17 protein-coding genes are annotated in these 19,453 nt (G+C 62.7%); 13 read left to right on the plus strand and 4 right to left on the minus strand.

The window, feature by feature from the left end; translation table 11 throughout:
- Nucleotides 1-128: 128 nt before the first annotated feature.
- From ACIPUB_RS16715 to ACIPUB_RS16740, 6 genes are all read left to right on the plus strand, one after another.
- Entirely contained in the window at nucleotides 129-410 is a 282-nt protein-coding gene (locus tag ACIPUB_RS16715) for a pyrophosphorylase (protein ID WP_071214649.1), read from the plus strand.
- A gap of 150 nt (nucleotides 411-560) precedes the next feature.
- Nucleotides 561-6,056: a DUF6531 domain-containing protein gene (locus tag ACIPUB_RS16720; RefSeq protein WP_407608397.1), complete on the plus strand. Its 5,496-nt coding sequence runs from the start codon at nucleotides 561-563 to the stop codon at nucleotides 6,054-6,056.
- The gene (locus tag ACIPUB_RS16725) at nucleotides 6,053-6,874 is read left to right on the plus strand and encodes a hypothetical protein (RefSeq protein ID WP_407608398.1); all 822 of its coding nucleotides are present in this window, start codon (nucleotides 6,053-6,055) and stop codon (nucleotides 6,872-6,874) included. The genes ACIPUB_RS16720 and ACIPUB_RS16725 overlap by 4 nt, the downstream gene beginning before the upstream one ends.
- Nucleotides 6,871-7,653 carry a hypothetical protein gene (locus ACIPUB_RS16730; RefSeq protein ID WP_407608399.1) on the plus strand — a complete coding sequence of 261 codons (783 nt, stop codon included), beginning with the start codon at nucleotides 6,871-6,873 and terminating at the stop codon, nucleotides 7,651-7,653. Before ACIPUB_RS16725 ends, ACIPUB_RS16730 begins: the two co-directional genes overlap by 4 nt.
- Before the next feature lie 699 nt (nucleotides 7,654-8,352).
- Entirely contained in the window at nucleotides 8,353-9,519 is a 1,167-nt protein-coding gene (locus tag ACIPUB_RS16735) for an LPXTG cell wall anchor domain-containing protein (RefSeq protein ID WP_407608400.1), read from the plus strand.
- 38 nt (nucleotides 9,520-9,557) lie between these two features.
- A complete protein-coding gene (locus ACIPUB_RS16740) occupies nucleotides 9,558-9,986 on the plus strand; it encodes an SRPBCC family protein (protein ID WP_407608401.1) in 429 nt (142 codons plus the stop codon).
- 26 nt (nucleotides 9,987-10,012) lie between these two features.
- Here ACIPUB_RS16740 and ACIPUB_RS16745 read toward each other — a convergent pair whose 3' ends face one another.
- Complete coding sequence (locus tag ACIPUB_RS16745) at nucleotides 10,013-10,513, minus strand: Lrp/AsnC family transcriptional regulator (RefSeq protein ID WP_407608402.1); 501 nt, start codon at nucleotides 10,511-10,513, stop codon at nucleotides 10,013-10,015.
- A gap of 142 nt (nucleotides 10,514-10,655) precedes the next feature.
- Here ACIPUB_RS16745 and kynU point away from each other — a divergent pair, with 142 nt between their 5' ends.
- The 3 genes from kynU to ACIPUB_RS16760 all read left to right on the plus strand — a co-directional run bounded on the left by kynU (nucleotide 10,656) and on the right by ACIPUB_RS16760 (nucleotide 14,276).
- Nucleotides 10,656-11,942: a kynureninase gene (gene kynU / locus ACIPUB_RS16750; RefSeq protein ID WP_407608403.1), complete on the plus strand. Its 1,287-nt coding sequence runs from the start codon at nucleotides 10,656-10,658 to the stop codon at nucleotides 11,940-11,942.
- 121 nt (nucleotides 11,943-12,063) lie between these two features.
- Entirely contained in the window at nucleotides 12,064-13,479 is a 1,416-nt protein-coding gene (locus ACIPUB_RS16755; RefSeq protein WP_407608404.1) for an amino acid permease, read from the plus strand.
- 170 nt (nucleotides 13,480-13,649) lie between these two features.
- Nucleotides 13,650-14,276, plus strand: a complete 627-nt coding sequence (locus ACIPUB_RS16760) for a thymidine kinase (protein ID WP_407608405.1) — start codon at nucleotides 13,650-13,652, stop codon at nucleotides 14,274-14,276.
- Here ACIPUB_RS16760 and ACIPUB_RS16765 read toward each other — a convergent pair.
- The gene (locus ACIPUB_RS16765; RefSeq protein ID WP_407608406.1) at nucleotides 14,273-14,842 is read right to left on the minus strand and encodes a TetR family transcriptional regulator; all 570 of its coding nucleotides are present in this window, start codon (nucleotides 14,840-14,842) and stop codon (nucleotides 14,273-14,275) included. The genes ACIPUB_RS16760 and ACIPUB_RS16765 overlap by 4 nt on opposite strands.
- A 154-nt stretch (nucleotides 14,843-14,996) precedes the next feature.
- Here ACIPUB_RS16765 and ACIPUB_RS16770 point away from each other — a divergent pair, with 154 nt between their 5' ends.
- From ACIPUB_RS16770 to ACIPUB_RS16785, 4 genes are all read left to right on the plus strand, one after another.
- Complete coding sequence (locus ACIPUB_RS16770; protein ID WP_407608407.1) at nucleotides 14,997-15,356, plus strand: hypothetical protein; 360 nt, start codon at nucleotides 14,997-14,999, stop codon at nucleotides 15,354-15,356.
- A gap of 168 nt (nucleotides 15,357-15,524) precedes the next feature.
- On the plus strand, nucleotides 15,525-16,814 hold the full coding sequence (locus ACIPUB_RS16775; RefSeq protein ID WP_264269821.1) for an adenylosuccinate synthase: 1,290 nt from the start codon (nucleotides 15,525-15,527) through the stop codon (nucleotides 16,812-16,814).
- Nucleotides 16,815-17,058: 244 nt separating this feature from the next.
- Complete coding sequence (locus tag ACIPUB_RS16780; protein WP_407608408.1) at nucleotides 17,059-17,838, plus strand: carbon-nitrogen hydrolase family protein; 780 nt, start codon at nucleotides 17,059-17,061, stop codon at nucleotides 17,836-17,838.
- A gap of 204 nt (nucleotides 17,839-18,042) precedes the next feature.
- A complete protein-coding gene (locus tag ACIPUB_RS16785) occupies nucleotides 18,043-18,429 on the plus strand; it encodes a hypothetical protein (protein ID WP_407608409.1) in 387 nt (128 codons plus the stop codon).
- Nucleotides 18,430-18,573: 144 nt separating this feature from the next.
- Here ACIPUB_RS16785 and ACIPUB_RS16790 read toward each other — a convergent pair whose 3' ends face one another.
- Both ACIPUB_RS16790 and ACIPUB_RS16795 read right to left on the minus strand, forming a co-directional pair.
- A complete protein-coding gene (locus ACIPUB_RS16790) occupies nucleotides 18,574-19,074 on the minus strand; it encodes a CoA-binding protein (protein ID WP_407608410.1) in 501 nt (166 codons plus the stop codon).
- Nucleotides 19,074-19,453: PLP-dependent transferase (locus tag ACIPUB_RS16795; protein ID WP_407608411.1), on the minus strand; the 380-nt coding region annotated here is incomplete at its 5' end. The genes ACIPUB_RS16795 and ACIPUB_RS16790, both read right to left, overlap by 1 nt.

Here is a 19,453-nt window from a genome sequence, read left to right on the forward strand (position 1 = left end):
CGTTGATCCCTGGAATTCATGCCTCGGTTGCTTGGGATGGACCATGTCATGTTGATAGAGTTATTCCTGTTCGAGTCTCCTCATAGCGCTCTTGCGCGGAGACATAACCAAGATTCTTGGAGGATTTCATGTCGCGTGTCCTATCAACGGAGCAGGCAAAGACGGCCATTCAGCAGATTCAGGCGATCATCAACGGTGGCTTCACCGATCAGATCAGCCAGTTGGATGCCCAGGGTCGGGTCCTGTCTGACCCGAATGTCTGGGACGGCCCCCTTGCTTCCCAGTTCCGCGGTTCAACGTGGCCGGAGACGAAGGCCGCGCTGGACAAGGCACGCACCGAGCTGGAGCAGCTGCGTGGCCAACTGAACCAGATCTCGACGAACATCTTCACCGCGGGCGGCGGCAACTAGCCAGTTCAGGGCCTCGCCCCCCGTTGCCTCCGGCCGTGATGCCGCGCGGGCGGCGGGGGCGTTTTCCATCTTTTCCTCCGAGGTATTTACGGTGCCCCGGATCTGTTCCGGGGACATCTTGGTCCCGTGGCTTGATGAGGGAGCTTCTGCGTGGCAGATCTGGGCGTCTATGAACATGATGTTGTGTTTGACAACGGGACGGCAGACGCCCTGATCTCAGCGTTCAATCTGGCGGCGTCGCGCATCGAGGGGCAGTCCGGCTCCCGGTCCTCCCTGGCGGCGACGGCTGGAACCGAGTTCCAGGGGCACTTCTCACAGCTTTTTGCCGACAACGCGCGCGTTGCGTCCGCGGACGCGACCGAGCTCGCGGCCCGCTTGCGCGAGACGGCCGCTGGAGCCAAGTCGCTGAAGGAAGAAGCCCACAAGGAAAACGAACGGCGCCGGCTGGCCAGGGAATGGAAGCAGCGCCGGGACGAACGCCAAGCAAACTGGATCGACCGGACAGTGGATTGGTGGATCGGTGCCGAGGAGCCGACCGTCGGGTCTCCGGCGCTGGAAGTGAGCATCCAGGCTTTGGCCCCGGTGACCGGGGTGCGACAGACACCCGCCCCGGGCGGTGGCTCCAATGCCGGTGTTTCCGCGGCGCGGCCCAGCGATCTGCGGTCATTCGCCACGGGTTCGGCGGGCCTGAACGCCGAACTTGCCGGCAGGCCAGCGGCATTGCGAGGACACCTGGCTGACTTTGCAGCCCGCTGCAGCCATGGCTCCCTGCACGCCGACGGGGTTGTCAACGGATTCGACAAGTGGCTCGAGGCCAACGAGCAGGACGTGGCCTGGGCCCTGACCATCGCCAACGCCTTCGCCGCCGCCGGCGGCGAGGGTAACGTTTCGCGACTGGCCGACTCGGCCCTCTTGGCGGCCCTGGCCGCGCAGGGTGTCGGTGCAGAGCGGCACGACCTCACGATTGACCTTCCCCAGACTCTCGGTGGACCTCCGACGACCGGGTATTCAAACGACCCGGTGAACACCTCCACCGGCAACTTCCTGGAAACCGAGGTCGACCTCGGTTTCACGGGTGCGGCGTCGTCGCTGTCGGCCGCTCGCACATACAACTCCATGGATGGGCGGGTAGGCATCTTCGGCCCGGGCTGGGGTTCAGTGTTCGAGATCCGCCTCGAACTCGACGATGAGGGCGCTTCCCTCGTGTTGCCCGATGGGCGCCATGTGAGGTTCCCGCGTCTCGGCGAGGGTTGGGACCGGGCCGACGGCGAAAGCTATTGGCTGAAGCGCGAAACTCTCGCTGAGCCAATGGCCGCGAGCGAGGGACGTACCATCGCCAATTGCCCGCGTGAAGCCCTTGTGGTGCGGGATAACGCTGGATCCCGCTGGGTCTTTACCCTGGCAGGGACATGGTTCTCTAAGGACACCGGACCAGGAACCTCCGTATCCGTCCGCAGGGATGCAGACGGTGTCGTCGCCGAGCTCATCCACGAGCATGGCCGCCGGGTGCGCACCGAGTTCAAGGGGGAGCGGATCGCGGCGCTTGTTGCCTCGGACGGACGCCGCGTGGAGTTCGAGTACGACGAGCACGGGCAATTGCTCTCCGCCTCCGGGCCGGGCGGGGTGCGCCACTACCGTTGGAACGACGCGGGCCTGATCGAGGCGGTCACCGACGCCGCTGGCGTCGAAGAGGCCGTCAACACCTACGACGAGCACGGACGGGTGCTCACCCAGGTCTCGGCGTTCGGCCGCGTTACCCGGTTCGCATACCTGCCCGGCCGCCTGACGGTGGTCTCCGATGCGGACGGAACCCGTTCCAACGCCTGGATCGCCGACGCCAAGGGACGGCTGGTCGGGGTCATCGACGCCGATGACAACCGGCAGTCCATGAGCTATGACAGGTACGGCAACCTGGTCTCCGTCACCGAGCGCGACGGCTCCCTGACGGTGCACGCCTACGACCAGCGCGGCCGGAAGATCCGCACCCGCACCCCGAGCGGGGCGGACATCACCTACGGCTATGACGAGGTGGACCGGCCGGTGATCGTGGTGGCCGAATCCGGCGGAGTCGTGAAGTATGAATACGCCGACGATTCCTCCCGGAACCCCTCGCTCATCATCGATCCCGTGGGCGGGCGCACCGAACTCACCTGGCGGGATTGTCGTCTCACCGAGGTCGTCGATCCCGTAGGGGTGCGCGTTCGCTTCGGCTACGACGGCTTCGGGGACCTGCTCACCATCACTAACGCCTTCGGGAACACCGCGACGCTGCACCGCGATGACGCGGGGCGGGTGACCGAGGCGGTGTCCCCCGGCGGGGCTCGCACCAGCTACATTTATGACGCCAACGGACAGCTGCGCTCCCGCCGGGATGCCGACGGCGCCCTGTGGAAGTTCGAATACGCACCCGGCGGCGCCCTGGCCGTGGTCACCGACCCGCTCGGGTCCCGCACCGAGATGCACTACGGCGCCCACGGGCAGCTCACCCAAACCGTCGACCCGCTGGGTCGTGCCGTGACGCGCAGCCTTGACGACCTGGGGAACCTTGCGGGTATCGAACTTTCGGACGGTGCCCAGTGGAGCTTCGCCCACGATGCGCTGGCTCGCCTGACACAGGTCATCGATCCCGCAGGACACGCCTGGTCGCGCGAGTACAACAAGAACGGCGAGCTCACCGCGGTGGTCGACGCCACCGGCGTGCGTCGGTCGTATGCCTCCGACGCCTCGGCTGGAACCGCGACCGTCCAAGACGCCTTCGAACGCAGCAGCGTGCGCTGCGACGAGTTCGGCCGACCCGTGGTCTCCGAGCGCGCGGACGGCAGCACCGAGCTGACCACCTACGACGCGTGCGGCCGCCCGGTGGAACTGGTCGATGCCGACGGCGGATTGACGTTGCTGCGCCGTGACGCCGCCGGACGGGTCATCGAGCACCGTTCCCCGGGCGGGGCCGTGACCAGTTTCGAGTTCGACGACGCCGGCCGGCCGGCCGCAAGCATCGACCCGACCGGTGCGCGCACCGCCCTGGAATACGATGCCGAGTCCCGCGTCGTTGCCCGCGTGTTCCCGGGAGGGGAGACCGAGCGACTGGAATACGACGCCGTCGGCCGGATTGTCTCCCGCTACACCCCGGGCCGCGGAACCTCGCGTTTTGAATACGACTTGGCCGGGCGCATGGTCCGTGCCGTGGATTCCTCGTTCGGGCGGCGCAAGTTCCGCTACGACGCGGCGGGGCAATTGGTCGAGACCGTCAACGGACTGGGCGGCAAGACCCGCTACGACTACGACTCGCGCGGCCGCCTCATCACCGTCACGGACCCGCTGGGTGCCACCACGCGCCGGTCCTACAACGAAGCCGACCAGGTCGTCTCGGAAACGGATCCGCTGGGCCGGACGACGACGGCGGGCTTTGACCCGGCCGGCCGCCAGTTGTGGCAGTGCGACCCGGAAGGCCGGCGCACCGAGTGGACCTACGACGAGGCCGGGAGGCAGGCATCGCTCGCGGTCGACGGGCAGGCGTTGATGCAGATCAGCCGCGATGCGCGTTCCCGGACCGTGCGGATCACCGACCACACCCGGAAAGGCGGCGTTGGGGTCGAACAACTGGTGCGCTTCAACCGCCGCGGACAGCTCATCGAGCGGCTGCGCAACGGGATTGGCCCGTCGTGGGAGTACGACGCGGACGGGAACCGTACCGCCATGGTCGACCCTCAGGGGACTCGGACGGAGTTCGGCCATGACGCCGCCGGGCGCGTGGTGGTGGTCGAGCACCCGGTCTTCGGGCGGATTTCCTACGAGCGGGACGCCGCCGGACGCATGGTCGGTGCGGTCGCCAGCGGTGCGGTGCAAGGCTGGCACTTTGACCAGGGCGCCCTGGTGAGCCACACGACGACGACCGTCGACGGCGTGACCGAGACCCTCATCCGGCGTGACGGCGACGGGCGCATTGCCGCGATCCTTGCCGACGGCATCGAAACCCGCTTCTTTTACGACGCGGCGTTCCAGCTGGAGCGTTCGATGCGCGGAGACGGTGTGGTGTCCCAGTGGCGTTATGACCTTGCCGGCCGTTTGGTAGCTGAATCCGTTGACGGACTCGGAGCGGCGCTCGCATATGACGCGGCGGGCCAGTTGCGTTCGCGCACGGACGAGGCCGGGACCAGAACCTACGCATATGACGGGTTGGGCCGGCGAACCGAGGCAGTGGAGCCCGATGGCTCGGTGCGGTCCTTCGAATGGTCCCCGCGCGGTTGGCTGGCCGCCGTGGCCACGGAGGGTTCCTCCGGGGCCTCCCGCAGCGAGTTGTGGGTTGACGCCTTCGGCGAATTGGCCGAGGTCGATGGCACCGAGGTTTGGTGGGACTCGGCGGAGGTTGCCCCTCGCCTGATGTCCTTGGGCGACCAATCGGTGACGGCGTTGCCCGGCGGCGTGACCGCCATTGGCGAAACGGTGCGCTCGGCCGGGTGGCGCAGTGCGCACTCGACGGAGGCCGGCAGCCCGTGGGGCATGGCTGCGGATGCCCTTCCGGGGCTTCCCGCTGGGTTGGCCGTCGGGGCGTCCGGCGGGCTGCAGGTGGCCGGACTGGATTGGTTCGGGGCCCGGGCCTACGACCCGATGACGCGCGGGTTCCTGTCCGTTGATCCGCTGGATCCGGTGGTGGGCTCCGGCTGGGCCGGAAACCCGTATTCGTATGCCGGCAACGACCCGTTGCATGCGATTGACCCCTTGGGTTTGAGTCCCGTTTCCGAGGCCGATCTGCAGGCCTACCGCGACGGCAACAACGGCGCGCTGGCCAAGGCAGAAAGCTGGATGGACGAGAACGCTGAGCTAGTGGGGAGCGTTATGGTCGTAGGTGGATTCATAATGATGGCTAGCGGCGTCGGAGGCCCCATGGGCTTGGCCATGATAGCTGGCGGTGCTGATGTACTTATTCAGAAGTCAGCTACGGGGGACGTCAACTGGGCACAGGCCGCGGGCTCAACGGTCCTAGGGGGAGTCGGCGGTGCGGCTCCCATGCTGGTAAAGGCCACCAGCGTTGGTGGCATGAAGGCTCAGGCCTCGATGCAGGTTGCTCCCACCGCTAATGTGGTCAAGTCATTGGCGGCGAACATGGGTGTGAACGGCGGCGTGGGTGCTGTCGCGTCCGGCGGGTTCCACGCCTTGGCTGAAACGGCAGGTGGCCGACAAATTAGTGGTCGCGGCATGACCGGTGCCCTGGTGGGAGGGTTTGTCGGCGGTTCGGTCGGTGGGGTGGCAGGGCCGGCGGGTGGTTCCATCGCTCAGCATATGGGGAGAAAATCCAGTTCGCTGACTTCAGATGTCTCGACTTCACTGGTGAACTCTGCTGGCAGCATTGGAGGTGCGACGTCGAATAGCCTTATTTCGGGTGAGCCACTTTCTTGGAAGGAGTTGGCTTTTGTTGGAGTTGGTGGGGCAGCGGCCCCGCATTTGCCTTTTACAGAACGATATACTGAGAAAATCACCCCATCGAATTTCGACGTCTTGCGGAGACTTCCTTATCAGCAGCCGAGGACATGGGGTGGAACCTTCGTCCGATTTGAAAAACACAACACGTCAGCCTTGTGGGGGTCTGCACTAACTGGTGGCGGAATTGGTGTCGGACTAGATACGATTTGGGAATCCATCAAGTGACTAAGAAGCATACAAAGGCACGGCGCTACAAGCCAATGAGTCGGTCCGACATTGTCTTTAGGCTAGTTCTGGCCTTGATTGCGCTAGGTGTCGCTGTAGGTGGCACATTGACGCTTGGACAATTTGAATTAGTAGATCTGCTGACAATCGTTCTAGGTGCCTTGTTCCTGATGGCCACGTTGGCCTTTATTGCCGTCGGCGCGCCGTTCACATTACTTGCGGCACTCATACTGGTGCCACTTGCCATTTCTCGCCTCCTGCCAAATGTTTCCTTCGTCTTTGGAACCTGGTGGCTGAGCGCGATTGCTGGATGGATGGTGGGAGCTGTGCTGCGCTCGGAGTTGGATCGGCGCCGCGGCCGTGGGGCACCGACATCAATGCGTTCACGGCAGGCAGCGGGTGAATCCTTGGAGTGGCGCGTTGGCCGGAAAATCTTCCGCGAGGCCGGGTTCTCGGAGGCTGCCCTGGTTGCCAAGATCCAGTCGTTGGATGGTGACCGGCGCACGTTGGTGAGTGCCACGCGTGGTGATGCCTGCCTTACCGTTGCAGGAAATGCGCAGGGTCCCCTCATGGTGTTCTTTTCCGCCGATACATCGGAAGAGGATCAGTGGAGCGTGTTGACGTCGCCCGGTAGCGATCCGGGACAGGTCGAGGTGATGATTGGGGACATGCTTCTTTCTCATTCGTCCTGGGAAACCACGACTCTGGAGAAAACGTTGGCTGCGGTTCGGTATTTCCACCGAAAGGGCGGTGCCGATCCCCAAATGACGTGGTTTAGCTCGCCGACGATTGCTGATTGGAGGACGTTGGCCTCATGATTTTAGTTGAGCGTCGACTGACGCCGGTTGCTCGGGTGGCGGCGCCCACGCCGGGACGTTACGTCCTTGCGTTCGCTGCGGCGATTGGGGGCCTGGCGATTTCTTTCTTGTTTGGTGCGTTTCCGGTTCTCGTCGGCCTTTTCTCTGCAGTTGTCCTGCTGCTCTCGTTTCTTTCCGGAGCACGGCAAGACCCATACCAGCGCATGATGGCCTATCCACTGGTGATCGTTCTTTCCATGGTTTTGCTGATCAATTTCGGGCCGATCACTTGGACGATTGCGGCGCTGGTGGGCTGTGCCGTTCTCGGAATGACCCTCGGGCGTGGACTCCGGGCAGCGAGGCAGGGGACCGAGGTTCTGCCTGATCCTCCGACGGATCCGTTGGCCGTTCCGGGTAGGACCGTGGCCACTTGGGCGATCGGCAAGGATCGCTTCGAGGAGATCGACCCGGAGGGGGAGAAGCTTGACGAGCTGTTGGCGCAGCTCAGTGGCAACTTTTCGGCCTTGTCACTTCGGCGGGGGCCGGCGCGGTTGGATGCCGTTGGTTTCGCGCCGGACGCCGTTGAGGTCTATGTGACCGACGACGTCGAGTCCGCGGAGTGGCACACGCTGCTTCCTGCGGGGCAAACGATGTTGGGTGGGCAATCGACTGCTGTCGGTTCCCCGGATCAAGCGAAAGGCGAGTCGTTGCGCCGGGCGCAGGTGGCTGCGCGCTATTTCGCGGTGACCGGATCGCGTTCGCGCGACGTTACATGGTCGGCAAGCCGACGCGCAGGCTGATCGAACAAGCCTCGGGGATCCGAGAAGGAAGATCGACGTGCGGGTGGATTGTCGCTGAAGACACTGACGCCAGGCATGCCAAGGGGATGTCCAATGGCTTGTCAAAGGTTTCGGCGGACAGGCACCTGGGTATTCGGTTCAAGGTTGTGCTTTGATCGGACGTCGAATTCGCCTATGAGATCACGTGATACTGCGTGATGGACACTCCTGACGAACCCCTCGCTCCGCATGAAAGCGGTACTCACACCCGGCTTGGGCAATCGCCGCATCTGTCTCGTAGCTGGATTTCCGGCGAACACGATCGGCACGGGCTCTTTCGTTGGGTTCTGGACCCATTTTCGGTGCCTTAAGGACCGCAAGAACGCTGGTGAACCGGAGCGCGAAGGTTCATCGTGACTGCGTGTCCGATGGCGGTAGGGGCGCGGAGAATTTAAAAATCTAGCTGAAACCAACGCCGACCTAAATCAAAAAGTTGCTGCCCTTGAAGGGTCCAAGGGGCGTTGAATCCGAGTCGGTTCGCGTGCCCGACATGGCGGGAGAATTCTTTTCCAAATCGTGACTAGGCGAAACCCTTTCACTGCCATAGATTGATCTGACACGTGGCGCACCTTTCACGTTGACTGCAGGGCACGGGCCAAGGGGACGTCACGTGGCACCGGCTCCTGTTTCCACCGCACCAATCTCTGGGACAGGACTGACATGGCACCTCGAATTGTTACTGCGTTGCTCGGAACGGTGATGGCCTCGGGCCTGATGCTTAGCCCCCTGGCGGCTCAAGCCCTGCCCCTCGATGAAGGCTCAATCACCGCGACTGAGAACCCCTCCCAGATAACCGGCGCCAACGATGTCGATAGCGCAGCGGCAGTTGGGAACACCGAATCGGCCCAAGATTCCGTGCAGCAGTCGGGTGATGCCCTCAGTGCGGGGCAGGATGTGCCGGCTGATGCCCCCGGGGTCACGGAGGACGATCCGGGCACGGCCGAAGTGATTCCTGCGGCGGCCCCCTCGGAGGGGGTGGATCCGTCCATCGCCGGAACGCAGGGTCCCATCCAGGACGGAAGTGACAACCTGGACCTGCCGACGGTGAAAGAAAAAACCGCCGTCGCGGAGGAACCCGGCCTAGAAGACGCCGTGCCATCCAACCCTTCGGTGGAAGTCAGCGATCAGGTCGTTAAAGTAGCGAGCCTAGCGAGGACGACCGAACCGGAGAACGCAGAGGGAGCCAGCACCACCGAAGCCGTTGAAGAGTCGGTCTCTCCGCCGATGGCCGAGGTCCCTGCAGAGGAACCTGAAATGCCGGCCTGGATGCCGACCCTGACGATGCCCGAAGGTTCCGAGGCCTGGGACGAGAACCAGTGGAATGAATTCCTGGATTCAGACAAAGGCCAGGAATTCATCGATGAATACAACAACGCCATGATGGATTCACCTGAACTCCAGACGATCATCGACATTGTGACTGACTTTGAAACGACCGGGGACGAGTACTATCTGGACGAATTGTGGGAGTACCTCAACGAACTCTTCCCAGACAACCCGGAATGGGCGCAGGAAGCCTTCGACGGAATCCTAGCGGGTTTGGGCGAACGGGAAGTCACCGAACCGGACTCGCCGGAGGCGAGCACGCCGACGCTAAAGCCAGAAAAGCGAGATATTGAAATCAAGCCCGCTGCGACCGTCACCAAGCCTGTGGTCCAGAAAAAGCACATTGCCCAGGCCGTCGCCAAACCCCTTGTCGAAACCCAACGGCATGAACTGGCAAATACCGGCAGCAACGGCACAGTCGTCATGGGTGGTCTCGGGTTGGCACTACTGCTGGGCGGCACCTTGACCCTCGTGATGCGCAAGAGGCAAAAGGGTCTGTAGGCGTTTCATTTTGGGCTGCGGCGTGACACGATTCGGCTATGACACAGTTTCAGGCTTTGGATTCCCAGGAGCTGATTCACCTCTCGGTGCCGCGAGTGTGGGAACTGCTTACCGATTGGGTGGCCGCGCCCAAATGGATGCCCGGGGTTGATTCGATGGAGGCCGAGCAGCTTACGAGCCTCGGGACAGTCCTCGACTACCGTTCCGGATCCCATGAACGTCAGTTGCTGATTTCGGAATTGGTCGACCAGGAGGCCATTACCCTGACTTCCGGCGGGGGAGACATCAGCGTGCACTACCGGTATGCGCTCGCCGGAGAATCAGCACAGACTCGGGTCCGGCTGACGATCAAGGTCGAAGCGGCCAAGAAACTTCGAAATGAGGTCGGGGACCTTCTGGCCGCTATTGCCGGCTCCGAGGCCGATACCTTGAAATCGTTGCGCGGCTATGCGGAAGCGGCCCCGTAGGTGCCCAGAGGCTTTCCCGGTGTTCGTCAGGCTTTTTTGGCGGGGGATAGGTGCTCAAAGACGATATTGGTTTGCGTGGACGAAAAGGCGGCATTCGCTCCGAGATTCTCGGCAACGAAATCCCTCAGTGACTCGATGGAGTCGGTGACGACGTGAACCAGGATGTCCGGGGTTCCTCCAAGTACAAAGACATCCTGGACCTCCGTGAGCCCGCGCAGGGTGCGTGCGGATTCCAGCATGGAATCGCGGGATTCGGAGCGGACCACCACGGACACCATGGCGGCGATGCGCAAGCCCAGTTTTGCCGGGTCCAGGTCCGCGTGGAACCCGCGAATCACCCCGGACTCCTGAAGCGCGCGGACGCGACTCAGGCAGGTGGACGGGGCGACTCCCGCACGTGAGGCCAGAAGGTTATTGGGGATGCGCGCGTCGGCGCTGAGTTCGCGAAGTATCCGCAGGTCCACTTCATCGAGCCGAACAGCATTTCGCTGGCTGTCATGATTCCGGATGGATTCAGAATTTAGCACGAAAAACTCCCATTATTTTGAGCACTTGTTCAAGGTCCTATCCAGTACATCGTGAATAATTCTATGATGGGTTTTCCCGGCCGTGGCACGCATTTCGCAGCAGGGGCACGCCATTGATTCCAGAAAGGCCTTAAATCCGATCATGAGAACACCCACCCACACGGATCGCGCAAGTCTCCAAGCGGAGGATGCGGTGGATGCACTGGCGTCTTTCCGTGGACGTTTTTCCATCCCGGAGGGCTTGATCTACCTTGACGGAAACTCGCTTGGCCCGCTGCCGCGCGGTGCAGCCGAACGGGCTGCCGAAGTCATCAACAACGAATGGGGCCAGGGACTGATCCGCTCGTGGAACACTTCAGGTTGGTTCGAGATGCCCAGCCGTCTCGGAGACAAGCTTTCCAAGCTCATCGGCGGAAACGAGGGCGAGACCGTCGTCACCGACACGACCAGCCTGAACCTGTTCAAGGCGCTCGCCTCGGCCGTGCGCATCCAGCAGCAGGATGCTCCGTCCCGCCGCGTTATCCTGACCGAGCGCGACAACTTCCCCACGGACATCTACATTGCCGAGGGCATCAGCGATTTCCTGAATTCGGTCAACGCCGAAACCAACGAGCACTACGAAGTGCGACTCATCGACGAGAACCTGTCGCTGGAGCAGGCGCTGGATGATTCCGTGGCGGTGCTTGCCCTGTCTCATGTCAATTACCGCACCGGCGCCATGTGGGACATGGACGCGGTCACCGCCGCCGCGCACGAGGCAGGAGCCCTGGTCATCTGGGACCTCGCCCACGCGGCCGGTGCCGTCCCGGTGGACCTCAACGGGGCGAACGCCGACTACGCGGTTGGCTGCACCTACAAGTACCTCAACGGCGGGCCCGGCTCCCCGGCCTTCATCTGGGTCAACGCGCGCCACCAGGGCCGCTTCTGGCAGCCCCTGACGGGCTGGTGGTCCCATGCCGCCCCTTTCGCCATGGCCGACAACTACACGGCCGCCAACGATGTTCGCCGTTTCCTGTGCGGCACCCAGCCCATCACATCCATGGCCATGATCGAATGCGGCCTGGACGTGTCGCTGGAAGCCGACATGGGACTGGTTCGGGCCAAGTCGCTGGCACTGTCCGACCTGTTCATCGCGCTGGTGCGCGAGCGCTGCGGGGAATTCGGGCTGGAGCTCGTGACGCCGGAGGACCACGCCGAACGCGGAAGCCACGTCAGCTTCCGCCACTCCGAGGGCTATGCCATCATCCAGGCCTTGATTGACCGGGGCGTCATTGGCGACTACCGCGAGCCCGAGGTGCTGCGCTTCGGGCTCACGCCGCTCTACCTTTCCTTCACCGATATCTGGGACGCGGTGGAAATCCTGCGCGACATCCTGGAAACCCGCGCCTGGGACGTCCCGGCCTACCGCACGCGTCAGGCTGTCACCTAAAGGAACTCCTCTACAAGTCATCATGGTGGGCGGTCCCCCAGACACCCGGACCGCCCACAGGTTTGTCGTACCCAAAAACTACTGCTCCGCTTCACTCGTACACAATGATTTGAGGTAATTCATGAGTTCGTCGTTGGATAGCATCAAGAAAAGAGAAGCCGGTCTGTCCCGGCAGCTGACCTCCCGCCAACTGGGCATGATTGCCTTGGGCGGGGCCATCGGGACAGGACTCTTCCTGGGCAGCAAATTTGCCATCTCCTTTGCCGGCCCAAGCGTCATCATCAGCTACGTCATCGGGGGCTTGATCGCCCTGCTTTTGATGGGTGCACTGTCGGAGATGACGGTTGCACACGCAACCACCGGATCCTTTGGTGCTTTTGCAGAACATTACATCAGCCCCCTGGCGGGGTTCATGATCAAGTACCTGTATTGGTCGTGCATCGTGCTGGCGGTGGGAACGGAAGTCACCGCGGTGGGGGACTACATGCAGATGTGGTTCCCGGCCGTCCCGCCGATCGTTTGGGTCCTCGGATTCTCTACGTTGCTCATCGCTGTCAACATGTTCAACGTCAAGGCATTCGGCACCCTCGAATACTGGTTCTCTGCAACCAAGGTCTTCGCCATTGTCGGGTTCATCGTCGTTGCCGCCGCGCTGGTGTTCGGCGGTTCAAATCCGGACTTCGGCATGCAGAACTACCACGCCGACGGAGGCTTCTTCCTTGGCGGTTTCAAGGGAGTGTGGTTCGCCGTGATTGTCGCGATCTTCTCGTACCTGAGCATCGAAATGATTGCCATCGCAGCCGGTGAAGCCAAGGAACCGGAAACGGCGGTCAAGAAGGCCTTCAAGGTCACCTTGCTGCGCCTCTTCCTTTTTTACATCCTGACCCTGTCTCTGATTCTCGCCATCGCGCCGGTGAGCAAGATACTGGAGGGCGGGAGCCCCTTTGTCACTGTCATGCAGGTCATCGGCATCCCCTATGCCGATTCCATCCTGAATTTCGTGGTCATTGTTGCGGCGTTGTCGGCCATGAATTCGCAGCTCTACATTTCCACGCGCATGATGTTTTCGCTCTCGCGCGGTGGCCAAGCCCCGCGCGTTTTTGGAAAGGTGCGCAAGAACGGCGCCCCGGTAAACGCACTTCTGCTGTCGGCAGGAGGAATCGCCGTGGCGACGTTGATCTACGCGACCAATCCGGAAACCGGATTCACCGTGATGATGGCCTTGTCAATGTTTGGCGCCATGGCCACCTGGATGCTGATCTTTGTCACCCATCTGTATTTCCGTCGACACCATAAGCGCAGCGGTGAAAAGCTTGCCTACAGGCTTCCCTTCTATCCCCTGGGCTCGCTTTTGGGGGCGTTGCTGATGGCGGCACTGCTGGTCACCACGCTGTTTACCGTCGAATTTACGATGACACTTGTTTTTGGCGTCCCTTTCGCCCTTGTCGTCGGGGCGCTCTATTTTCTGCTGCGCAAACGCATGGTCCCTGTCGGGGAAGAGCGTCAAGATATGGCTCTAGTGGAGGACTTGGCATAACTCACAAGTGGATTTGCGTGCACGTTGAAAATGCCCGGCAGCGCCGGACGGTTCGTCCAAAGGACCGTTCAGCGAGGCCGGGCGTCTTTGTCGAAAGGGCAGGCGCCGGAAGGTGCAGGAGTTCGGTTGCGCATAGAATCGTCCACGGCGTCCAACTCGAAAGGAACGATGTGGCGAAGCTGTACTTCCGCTATGGGGCAATGAATTCCGGCAAGTCCACGGGTCTTCTCCAGACCGCCTTCAACTATGAAGAGCGCGGACAGCGGGTCCTCTTGGCGAAGCCGGGGATCGATACGAAGGGCGACTCGGCAATAGTTTCCCGCCTGGGAATGAGCCGCGACGTGGATTTCCTCATCCCGCCGTCAGCAAATGCCCGGGAACTTTTTGCCGCTAAAGTCGCCGGGGACGATCCGGATGCCCTGCTGCAGCACGTGGATGCGCCTCCGGTGGCTTGCCTGCTGGTTGACGAGGCCCAGTTCCTGACGCCGGAACAGGTCGATGACCTGTTCCGCATCGCCATCCTGGATAACGTCCCCGTGCTGGCCTACGGGATCCGCTCGGACTTCCGCACCCATGCGTTTCCCGGGTCGCGGCGCCTGCTGGAGATCGCACACAGCCTTGAGGAACTCAAGACGATTTGCCGCTGCGGCAAGAAAGCGGTGTTCAACACCCGCCGCATCGGAAACGAGATCATCTTCGACGGAGACCAGGTGGCTATCGACGGTGACAAGGTTTGGTACGAATCCCTCTGCGGCGCCTGCTATCTGGAAGCCTCCAACGGCCGTCTGGGCAACTAGGCGGTGCTGTGCTCCAAGGCCATCCCTTGCAGGATCACCCGCACGCCGTAGTCGAAGGCGTCGTCGCCCCAGGCCGTTGACGCCCCGGTGCGTTCGGCACCGTCGGCCAGGGCCAGCGCCTCTTGATGGGCACCGATCGAACCGAGCAAGTGGTTGACCAGTACATGCCGGGCATAGGCCGCATCGCGCTCGGAGATGCCTGCGATCCTCAGGAATTCCAGGAGCCATCCCAATGGGTCCAGCGACTCGGGACGCATGGATTGGGCAAGCTGCATGACCTCGGCCGAGTCCGGAACCGTGATCAGTGCAGCGCGAAGTTGGCGTAGCAGCGCGGCGATGGCCAGCGGCGCCAATGCCGGGGTGGGGGATTCGGGGCGAGGTACCGCGTCCAGGAGCCTGGCGGCAACATCCACGAGCAATTCCTGCTTGGACTTCACATGCCAATACAGCGCCCCGACCTGAACATCCAGTTCCCGGGCCAGCCGGCGCATGGACAGGTCGGCCAGGCCAAACTCCGAGAGCACGCCCACGGCGGCATCAATGAGTTGTTCACGCGTCAGGGCCATGGCTCCCAGTCTAGGCGGCACTCCAAGCAAGTCTGAATGTGGGCGCATTTCTTCGCGTCATCATCTGGGGCAGCTGCAGGCGGGAGGCACAGTCGCCAAAAGACTTTTGGTCGATCCCTCGACGCAAGGGGCAAAGGCGGGGTTTGATGGGGGCATGAGTATGCAATTTCCTACACCAGAGGCCATGAAAGAGTTCCAGCGGCTCACCCGTGCCCTGCTTGGCGAGGGAGTGGCTGCCGGAAAGATGTTTGGCAAGGACGCCTTGAAGTATGAATCAAAGGCCATCGCCTGCCTTATCGAGGACACCATGGGATTCAAGGTGGGACGCGAGAGTGAAATCATGCGCAAGTCCCTGGAATATCCCGGTGCCGGCCTCTTCGACCCCTCGGGTCAGGGTCGGCCCTTCCGTGACTGGGTTTCCGTTCCCGAAACATCGATCGAGCACTGGGAAACACTGGCACGCGCCGCATTGGCGGCGGCGGTCGAAGCAGAAGACGAGCCCAGGGAAGCATAAATCCACTCATTGATGCTGCATCGGGTAAACTCGTGACGTAAGAGCCCCTTACTGTTCTTCCTGATCCTGCTTGGGCCAATCGAAGAGCGAGGGGCATTTCTGCGCCCGGCACCGCCGGGACCCGGCATTTTTGCCGGCCGCGCTGAATCGAGCAAGGGGGAGGATCCCATGCCAGCAATCGTGATCGTCGGCGCCCAGTGGGGCGACGAAGGCAAGGGCAAGGCCACAGACCTTTTGGGTGGCCAGGTTGACTACGTTGTAAAGCCAAACGGCGGCAACAACGCAGGTCATACAGTTGTCGTTGGCGGTGAAAAGTATGAGCTCAAGCTCCTTCCCGCCGGTATTCTTTCGCCAAATGCCATCCCGATCATCGGCAACGGCTGTGTGGTCAACCTCGAGGCGCTATTCGAGGAGATCGAGGGGCTGGAGGCACGTGGTGCCGATACCTCGAAGCTGCGCGTCTCGGCCAACGCGCACTTGGTCGCCCCGTACCACCAGACCATGGACAAGGTCACCGAACGCTTCCTGGGCAAGCGCGCCATCGGCACCACCGGGCGCGGCATTGGCCCGGCCTACATGGACAAGATCGGTCGCCTGGGCATCCGCGTGCAGGACGTCTTTGACGAATCCATCCTGCGCCAGAAGGTTGAGGGTGCACTGCGCCAGAAGAACGAGCTGCTGGTCAAGGTCTACAACCGCCGCAGCGTCGAGATCGACGAAATCGTCGAGTACTTCCTCTCCTACGCCGAGCGCCTGCGCCCGCTGGTCATCGATGCGACGCTCGAACTGAACAATGCGCTGGACGCCGGCAAGGTCGTGCTCATGGAAGGCGGCCAAGCCACGTTCCTGGACGTGGACCACGGCACCTACCCGTTCGTGACGTCCTCGAACCCGACCGCCGGCGGCGCCTCGGTCGGCTCGGGCATCGGCCCGACCCGTATCAGCCGCTCGATCGGCATCATCAAGGCCTACACCACCCGCGTGGGTGCAGGCCCGTTCCCGACCGAGCTCTTTGACGACATGGGCGAATACTTGCAGAAGACCGGCGGGGAATTCGGCGTGAACACCGGCCGTCCGCGCCGTTGTGGCTGGTACGACGCAGTGTTGGCCCGCCACGCCTCGCGAGTGAACGGCTTCACCGACTACTTCGTCACCAAGCTCGACGTGCTGACCAACATCGAGAAGATCCCGGTGTGCGTGGCCTACGACGTTGACGGGGTGCGCCATGACGAGATGCCGATGACGCAGACCGACTTCCACCACGCCAAGCCTGTCTTCGAATACTTCGACGGCTGGACCGAGGACATCACCGGTGCCCGCACCCTCGATGACCTGCCGGAGAATGCACGCAACTACGTGCTGGCGCTCGAGGCCATAAGCGGGACCCGTTTCTCCGCCATCGGCGTGGGACCGGACCGTGAGCAGACGATCGTCCGTCACGATTTGATCAACGACTGACAGCAACGCGCTCGGGCGCGGTGCGGGGCAGGATGAACGACATCCAACTGGCCCGGTACCGCGCCCTTGCCATGTCCGGGGCACGGATGCGGTCTTGACCTGCGTCGGGATGCCGAACCGTCCCCCTGTCGACCGTTTTGCCGTCACATTCTTCGGGTCGGGGCAAAAATCACTGCAACTGATTCGCCGAGTTGGCGATTGTCGTTAGGCTGGGTGAAAGAACTCAGCGACGAAGGGAATCGCCATGAAGGTCAGCGTTGGTCAATTTGCCCCCACAGGGTCGGTCACCGACAACTTGGCAACCATGGAACGACTGGTTGCCAAGGCGAAGGCCGAGGCCGCCGACCTGGTGCTCTTTCCCGAAGAGGCCATGCTCGCCGTTTCGCAGGTGAAGGGCCCGTTGAATGACGCCCTGGAAGGAAATTGGACCAAATTCGTCCAGCAGCTTTCCTTCATGGCCGCCGAGCACAAGGTTGCCATTGTGGCCGGGGGATACGAGCAAAGTGGCGACGAACGGCCCTACAACACCCTGGTGGTGCTCGGTGAGGATGGCGCGATCCTGGGGACCTACCGCAAGATCCACCTATACGACGCATTCTCCTACCAGGAATCGAAGACGATCAAGGCCGGGGATGTTGCCGAGGTCCCCGTCTTCGAAATCGGCGGCATGAAGGTCGGCGTGTTCACCTGCTATGACTTGCGTTTCCCGGAAATCGCCCGGAGGCTGGTCAACGAGGGCGCCGAGCTGTTGCTGGTGGCCGCCGCCTGGTTCAAGGGCGAGCACAAGATCGAGCACTGGGAAACCCTGTTGCGGGCACGCGCGATCGAGAACACGGTGTGGGTCGCGGCCGCCGGAACCAGCTCGAGCCACACCATCGGCCACTCGGCGATCCTGGATCCCATGGGTGTGCCGATCGAGTACCTGGGCGACGATGCCGAGGGCTTGGTGACGACCGATGTCACGCGCCGGCGCATCGACGAGGTGCGCGAGTTCCTACCGGTGCTGGCCAACCGCAGGCTCTAACGAGGGGATGCTCCGGGGAACCCGTGCAGGTGCCGACCAGGCGCCCGCGCAGGTTCCCTTTTGCCTGTCCCGGGGAGCGACGGATCGGTGCCGCCGACGCGCCTGTATTAGCCCAACGAATTTCACATTTTTGGGCATGTACGCTTCGGGTTCCGCCCATTACTATTGGTGCTCGATGTAACTCCAATTAGGCAGGATAGGGCAGTGGGCACCACCGACACGCAAATGAATGAAGCCATCATCGAGGAATGGGCCGAGGCAACGGCGCAGGCCTACAACGACTCATTGTCCGGGCTGGACCTGGCCCGTGTGCCGAAGGCGGTGCGGGCCTTCATTGAACTGTATGGGCAGAGCAAGGACCTGACCTTCAACTCCGACTACTCGCCGATCGACTACTTCGAGGAACACCCTGCCTCTGCGATCGGAATCATCCTCGACACCCCCGAGGCGCTGGAACTGTTGGACGATGAAGAGGAAGAAGCGCTCGAGGACATCCTCGGATTCGCCGAGGCCTGGGCGGAGTTCGATTCGAACCAGCAGCCGGACCTCGGGATTTCCGAGGCCGACGACGAGGACGACACCGGGTGGTAATGAGAACCACGGGCCGCCCCTGAATGGCGGGTTGCCTACGGCAACCGCTCGGGCCGTCCCGCGGGTTCCCTCCAATGCGAAGGGTCCGTGCCGGAAACCATGAGGTTTCGGGCACGGACCCTTGGCATTGGGCAGCCTGTCTTGCTAGGCGAGCAGCTGGCGCTTGGAGGAGATGACGCCGGTGTTGAACCCGGCCAGGCGCAGCCCGCCGTGGAAGCGTGCGTGTTCGATCTTCACGCAGCGATCCATCACCACGTTCAGTCCGTTGGCCTCGGCCTTGGCCGCGACCTCCTCGTGCCAGGAACCCAGCTGCAGCCACAGGGTTTTGGCCCCCACTGCAAGAGCCTCATCCAGCACGCCGGGCAGGTCGTCGTGCTTGCGGAAGACCTCGACCAGGTCGGGGGTTTCCGGCAGGTCGGCCAGCGACTTGTAGACCGGCTGGCCCAGGATCTCATCGAGCACCGGGTTGACGAAGTAGACCTTGTACTTGGAGGAAGACAACAGGTAGGTCGCCACGAAGTAGCTGGCGCGCGAGGGCTTGTTGGAAGCGCCCACGATCGCGATCGACTTGGTGTTGCGCAGGATCTCGAGGCGTTCGGCCGCGTTCGGGCCTTCCCAGGTGCGGGTTTCCACGGCGTTGCTCATTACTTGGCTCCCGTCACGGCGGCCGCGCGGGCGGCGTCGATGGAGCAGGCTGCCCCGTCGTAGGCTTCCTCGGCCGGGGCGTCGGCCACCCGCTGCGAGGCAGTCAGGGCTTGATCCAGGTCCCAGAGGATGTCATCGATGTCTTCCAGTCCCACCGAGAAGCGGATCAGGTCCTCGGGAACGCCTGCCGCAACCAGCTGGTCGGCGGAGAGCTGCTGGTGCGTGGTGGAAGCCGGGTGCAGCACCAAGGTGCGCACGTCCCCGACGTTGGCCAGGTGGCTGGCCAGCTGCAATGCCTCGATGAAGGCACTGCCGGCGGCACGGCCGCCCTTGACGCCGAAGCTGAACACGGAGCCGACGCCCAGGGGCAACAGCTCCT

Source organism: Paeniglutamicibacter sp. ORCA_105 (assembly GCF_045798545.1).
Taxonomy (GTDB): Bacteria; Actinomycetota; Actinomycetes; order Actinomycetales; family Micrococcaceae; genus Paeniglutamicibacter; species Paeniglutamicibacter sulfureus.

Bases quoted from the DNA above. Each gene is read 5' to 3' on its own strand.
- ACIPUB_RS16730 (WP_407608399.1), top strand. From the start codon at position 6,871: ATGATTTTAGTTGAGCGTCGACTGACGCCGGTTGCTCGGGTGGCGGCG.
- ACIPUB_RS16765 (WP_407608406.1), bottom strand. From the start codon at position 14,842: ATGGCCCTGACGCGTGAACAACTCATTGATGCCGCCGTGGGCGTGCTC.
- ACIPUB_RS16755 (WP_407608404.1), top strand. From the start codon at position 12,064: ATGAGTTCGTCGTTGGATAGCATCAAGAAAAGAGAAGCCGGTCTGTCC.
- ACIPUB_RS16735 (WP_407608400.1), top strand. From the start codon at position 8,353: ATGGCACCTCGAATTGTTACTGCGTTGCTCGGAACGGTGATGGCCTCG.
- ACIPUB_RS16775 (WP_264269821.1), top strand. From the start codon at position 15,525: ATGCCAGCAATCGTGATCGTCGGCGCCCAGTGGGGCGACGAAGGCAAG.
- ACIPUB_RS16715 (WP_071214649.1), top strand. From the start codon at position 129: ATGTCGCGTGTCCTATCAACGGAGCAGGCAAAGACGGCCATTCAGCAG.
- ACIPUB_RS16790 (WP_407608410.1), bottom strand. From the start codon at position 19,074: ATGAGCAACGCCGTGGAAACCCGCACCTGGGAAGGCCCGAACGCGGCC.
- kynU (WP_407608403.1), top strand. From the start codon at position 10,656: ATGAGAACACCCACCCACACGGATCGCGCAAGTCTCCAAGCGGAGGAT.
- ACIPUB_RS16780 (WP_407608408.1), top strand. From the start codon at position 17,059: ATGAAGGTCAGCGTTGGTCAATTTGCCCCCACAGGGTCGGTCACCGAC.
- ACIPUB_RS16770 (WP_407608407.1), top strand. From the start codon at position 14,997: ATGAGTATGCAATTTCCTACACCAGAGGCCATGAAAGAGTTCCAGCGG.
- ACIPUB_RS16740 (WP_407608401.1), top strand. From the start codon at position 9,558: ATGACACAGTTTCAGGCTTTGGATTCCCAGGAGCTGATTCACCTCTCG.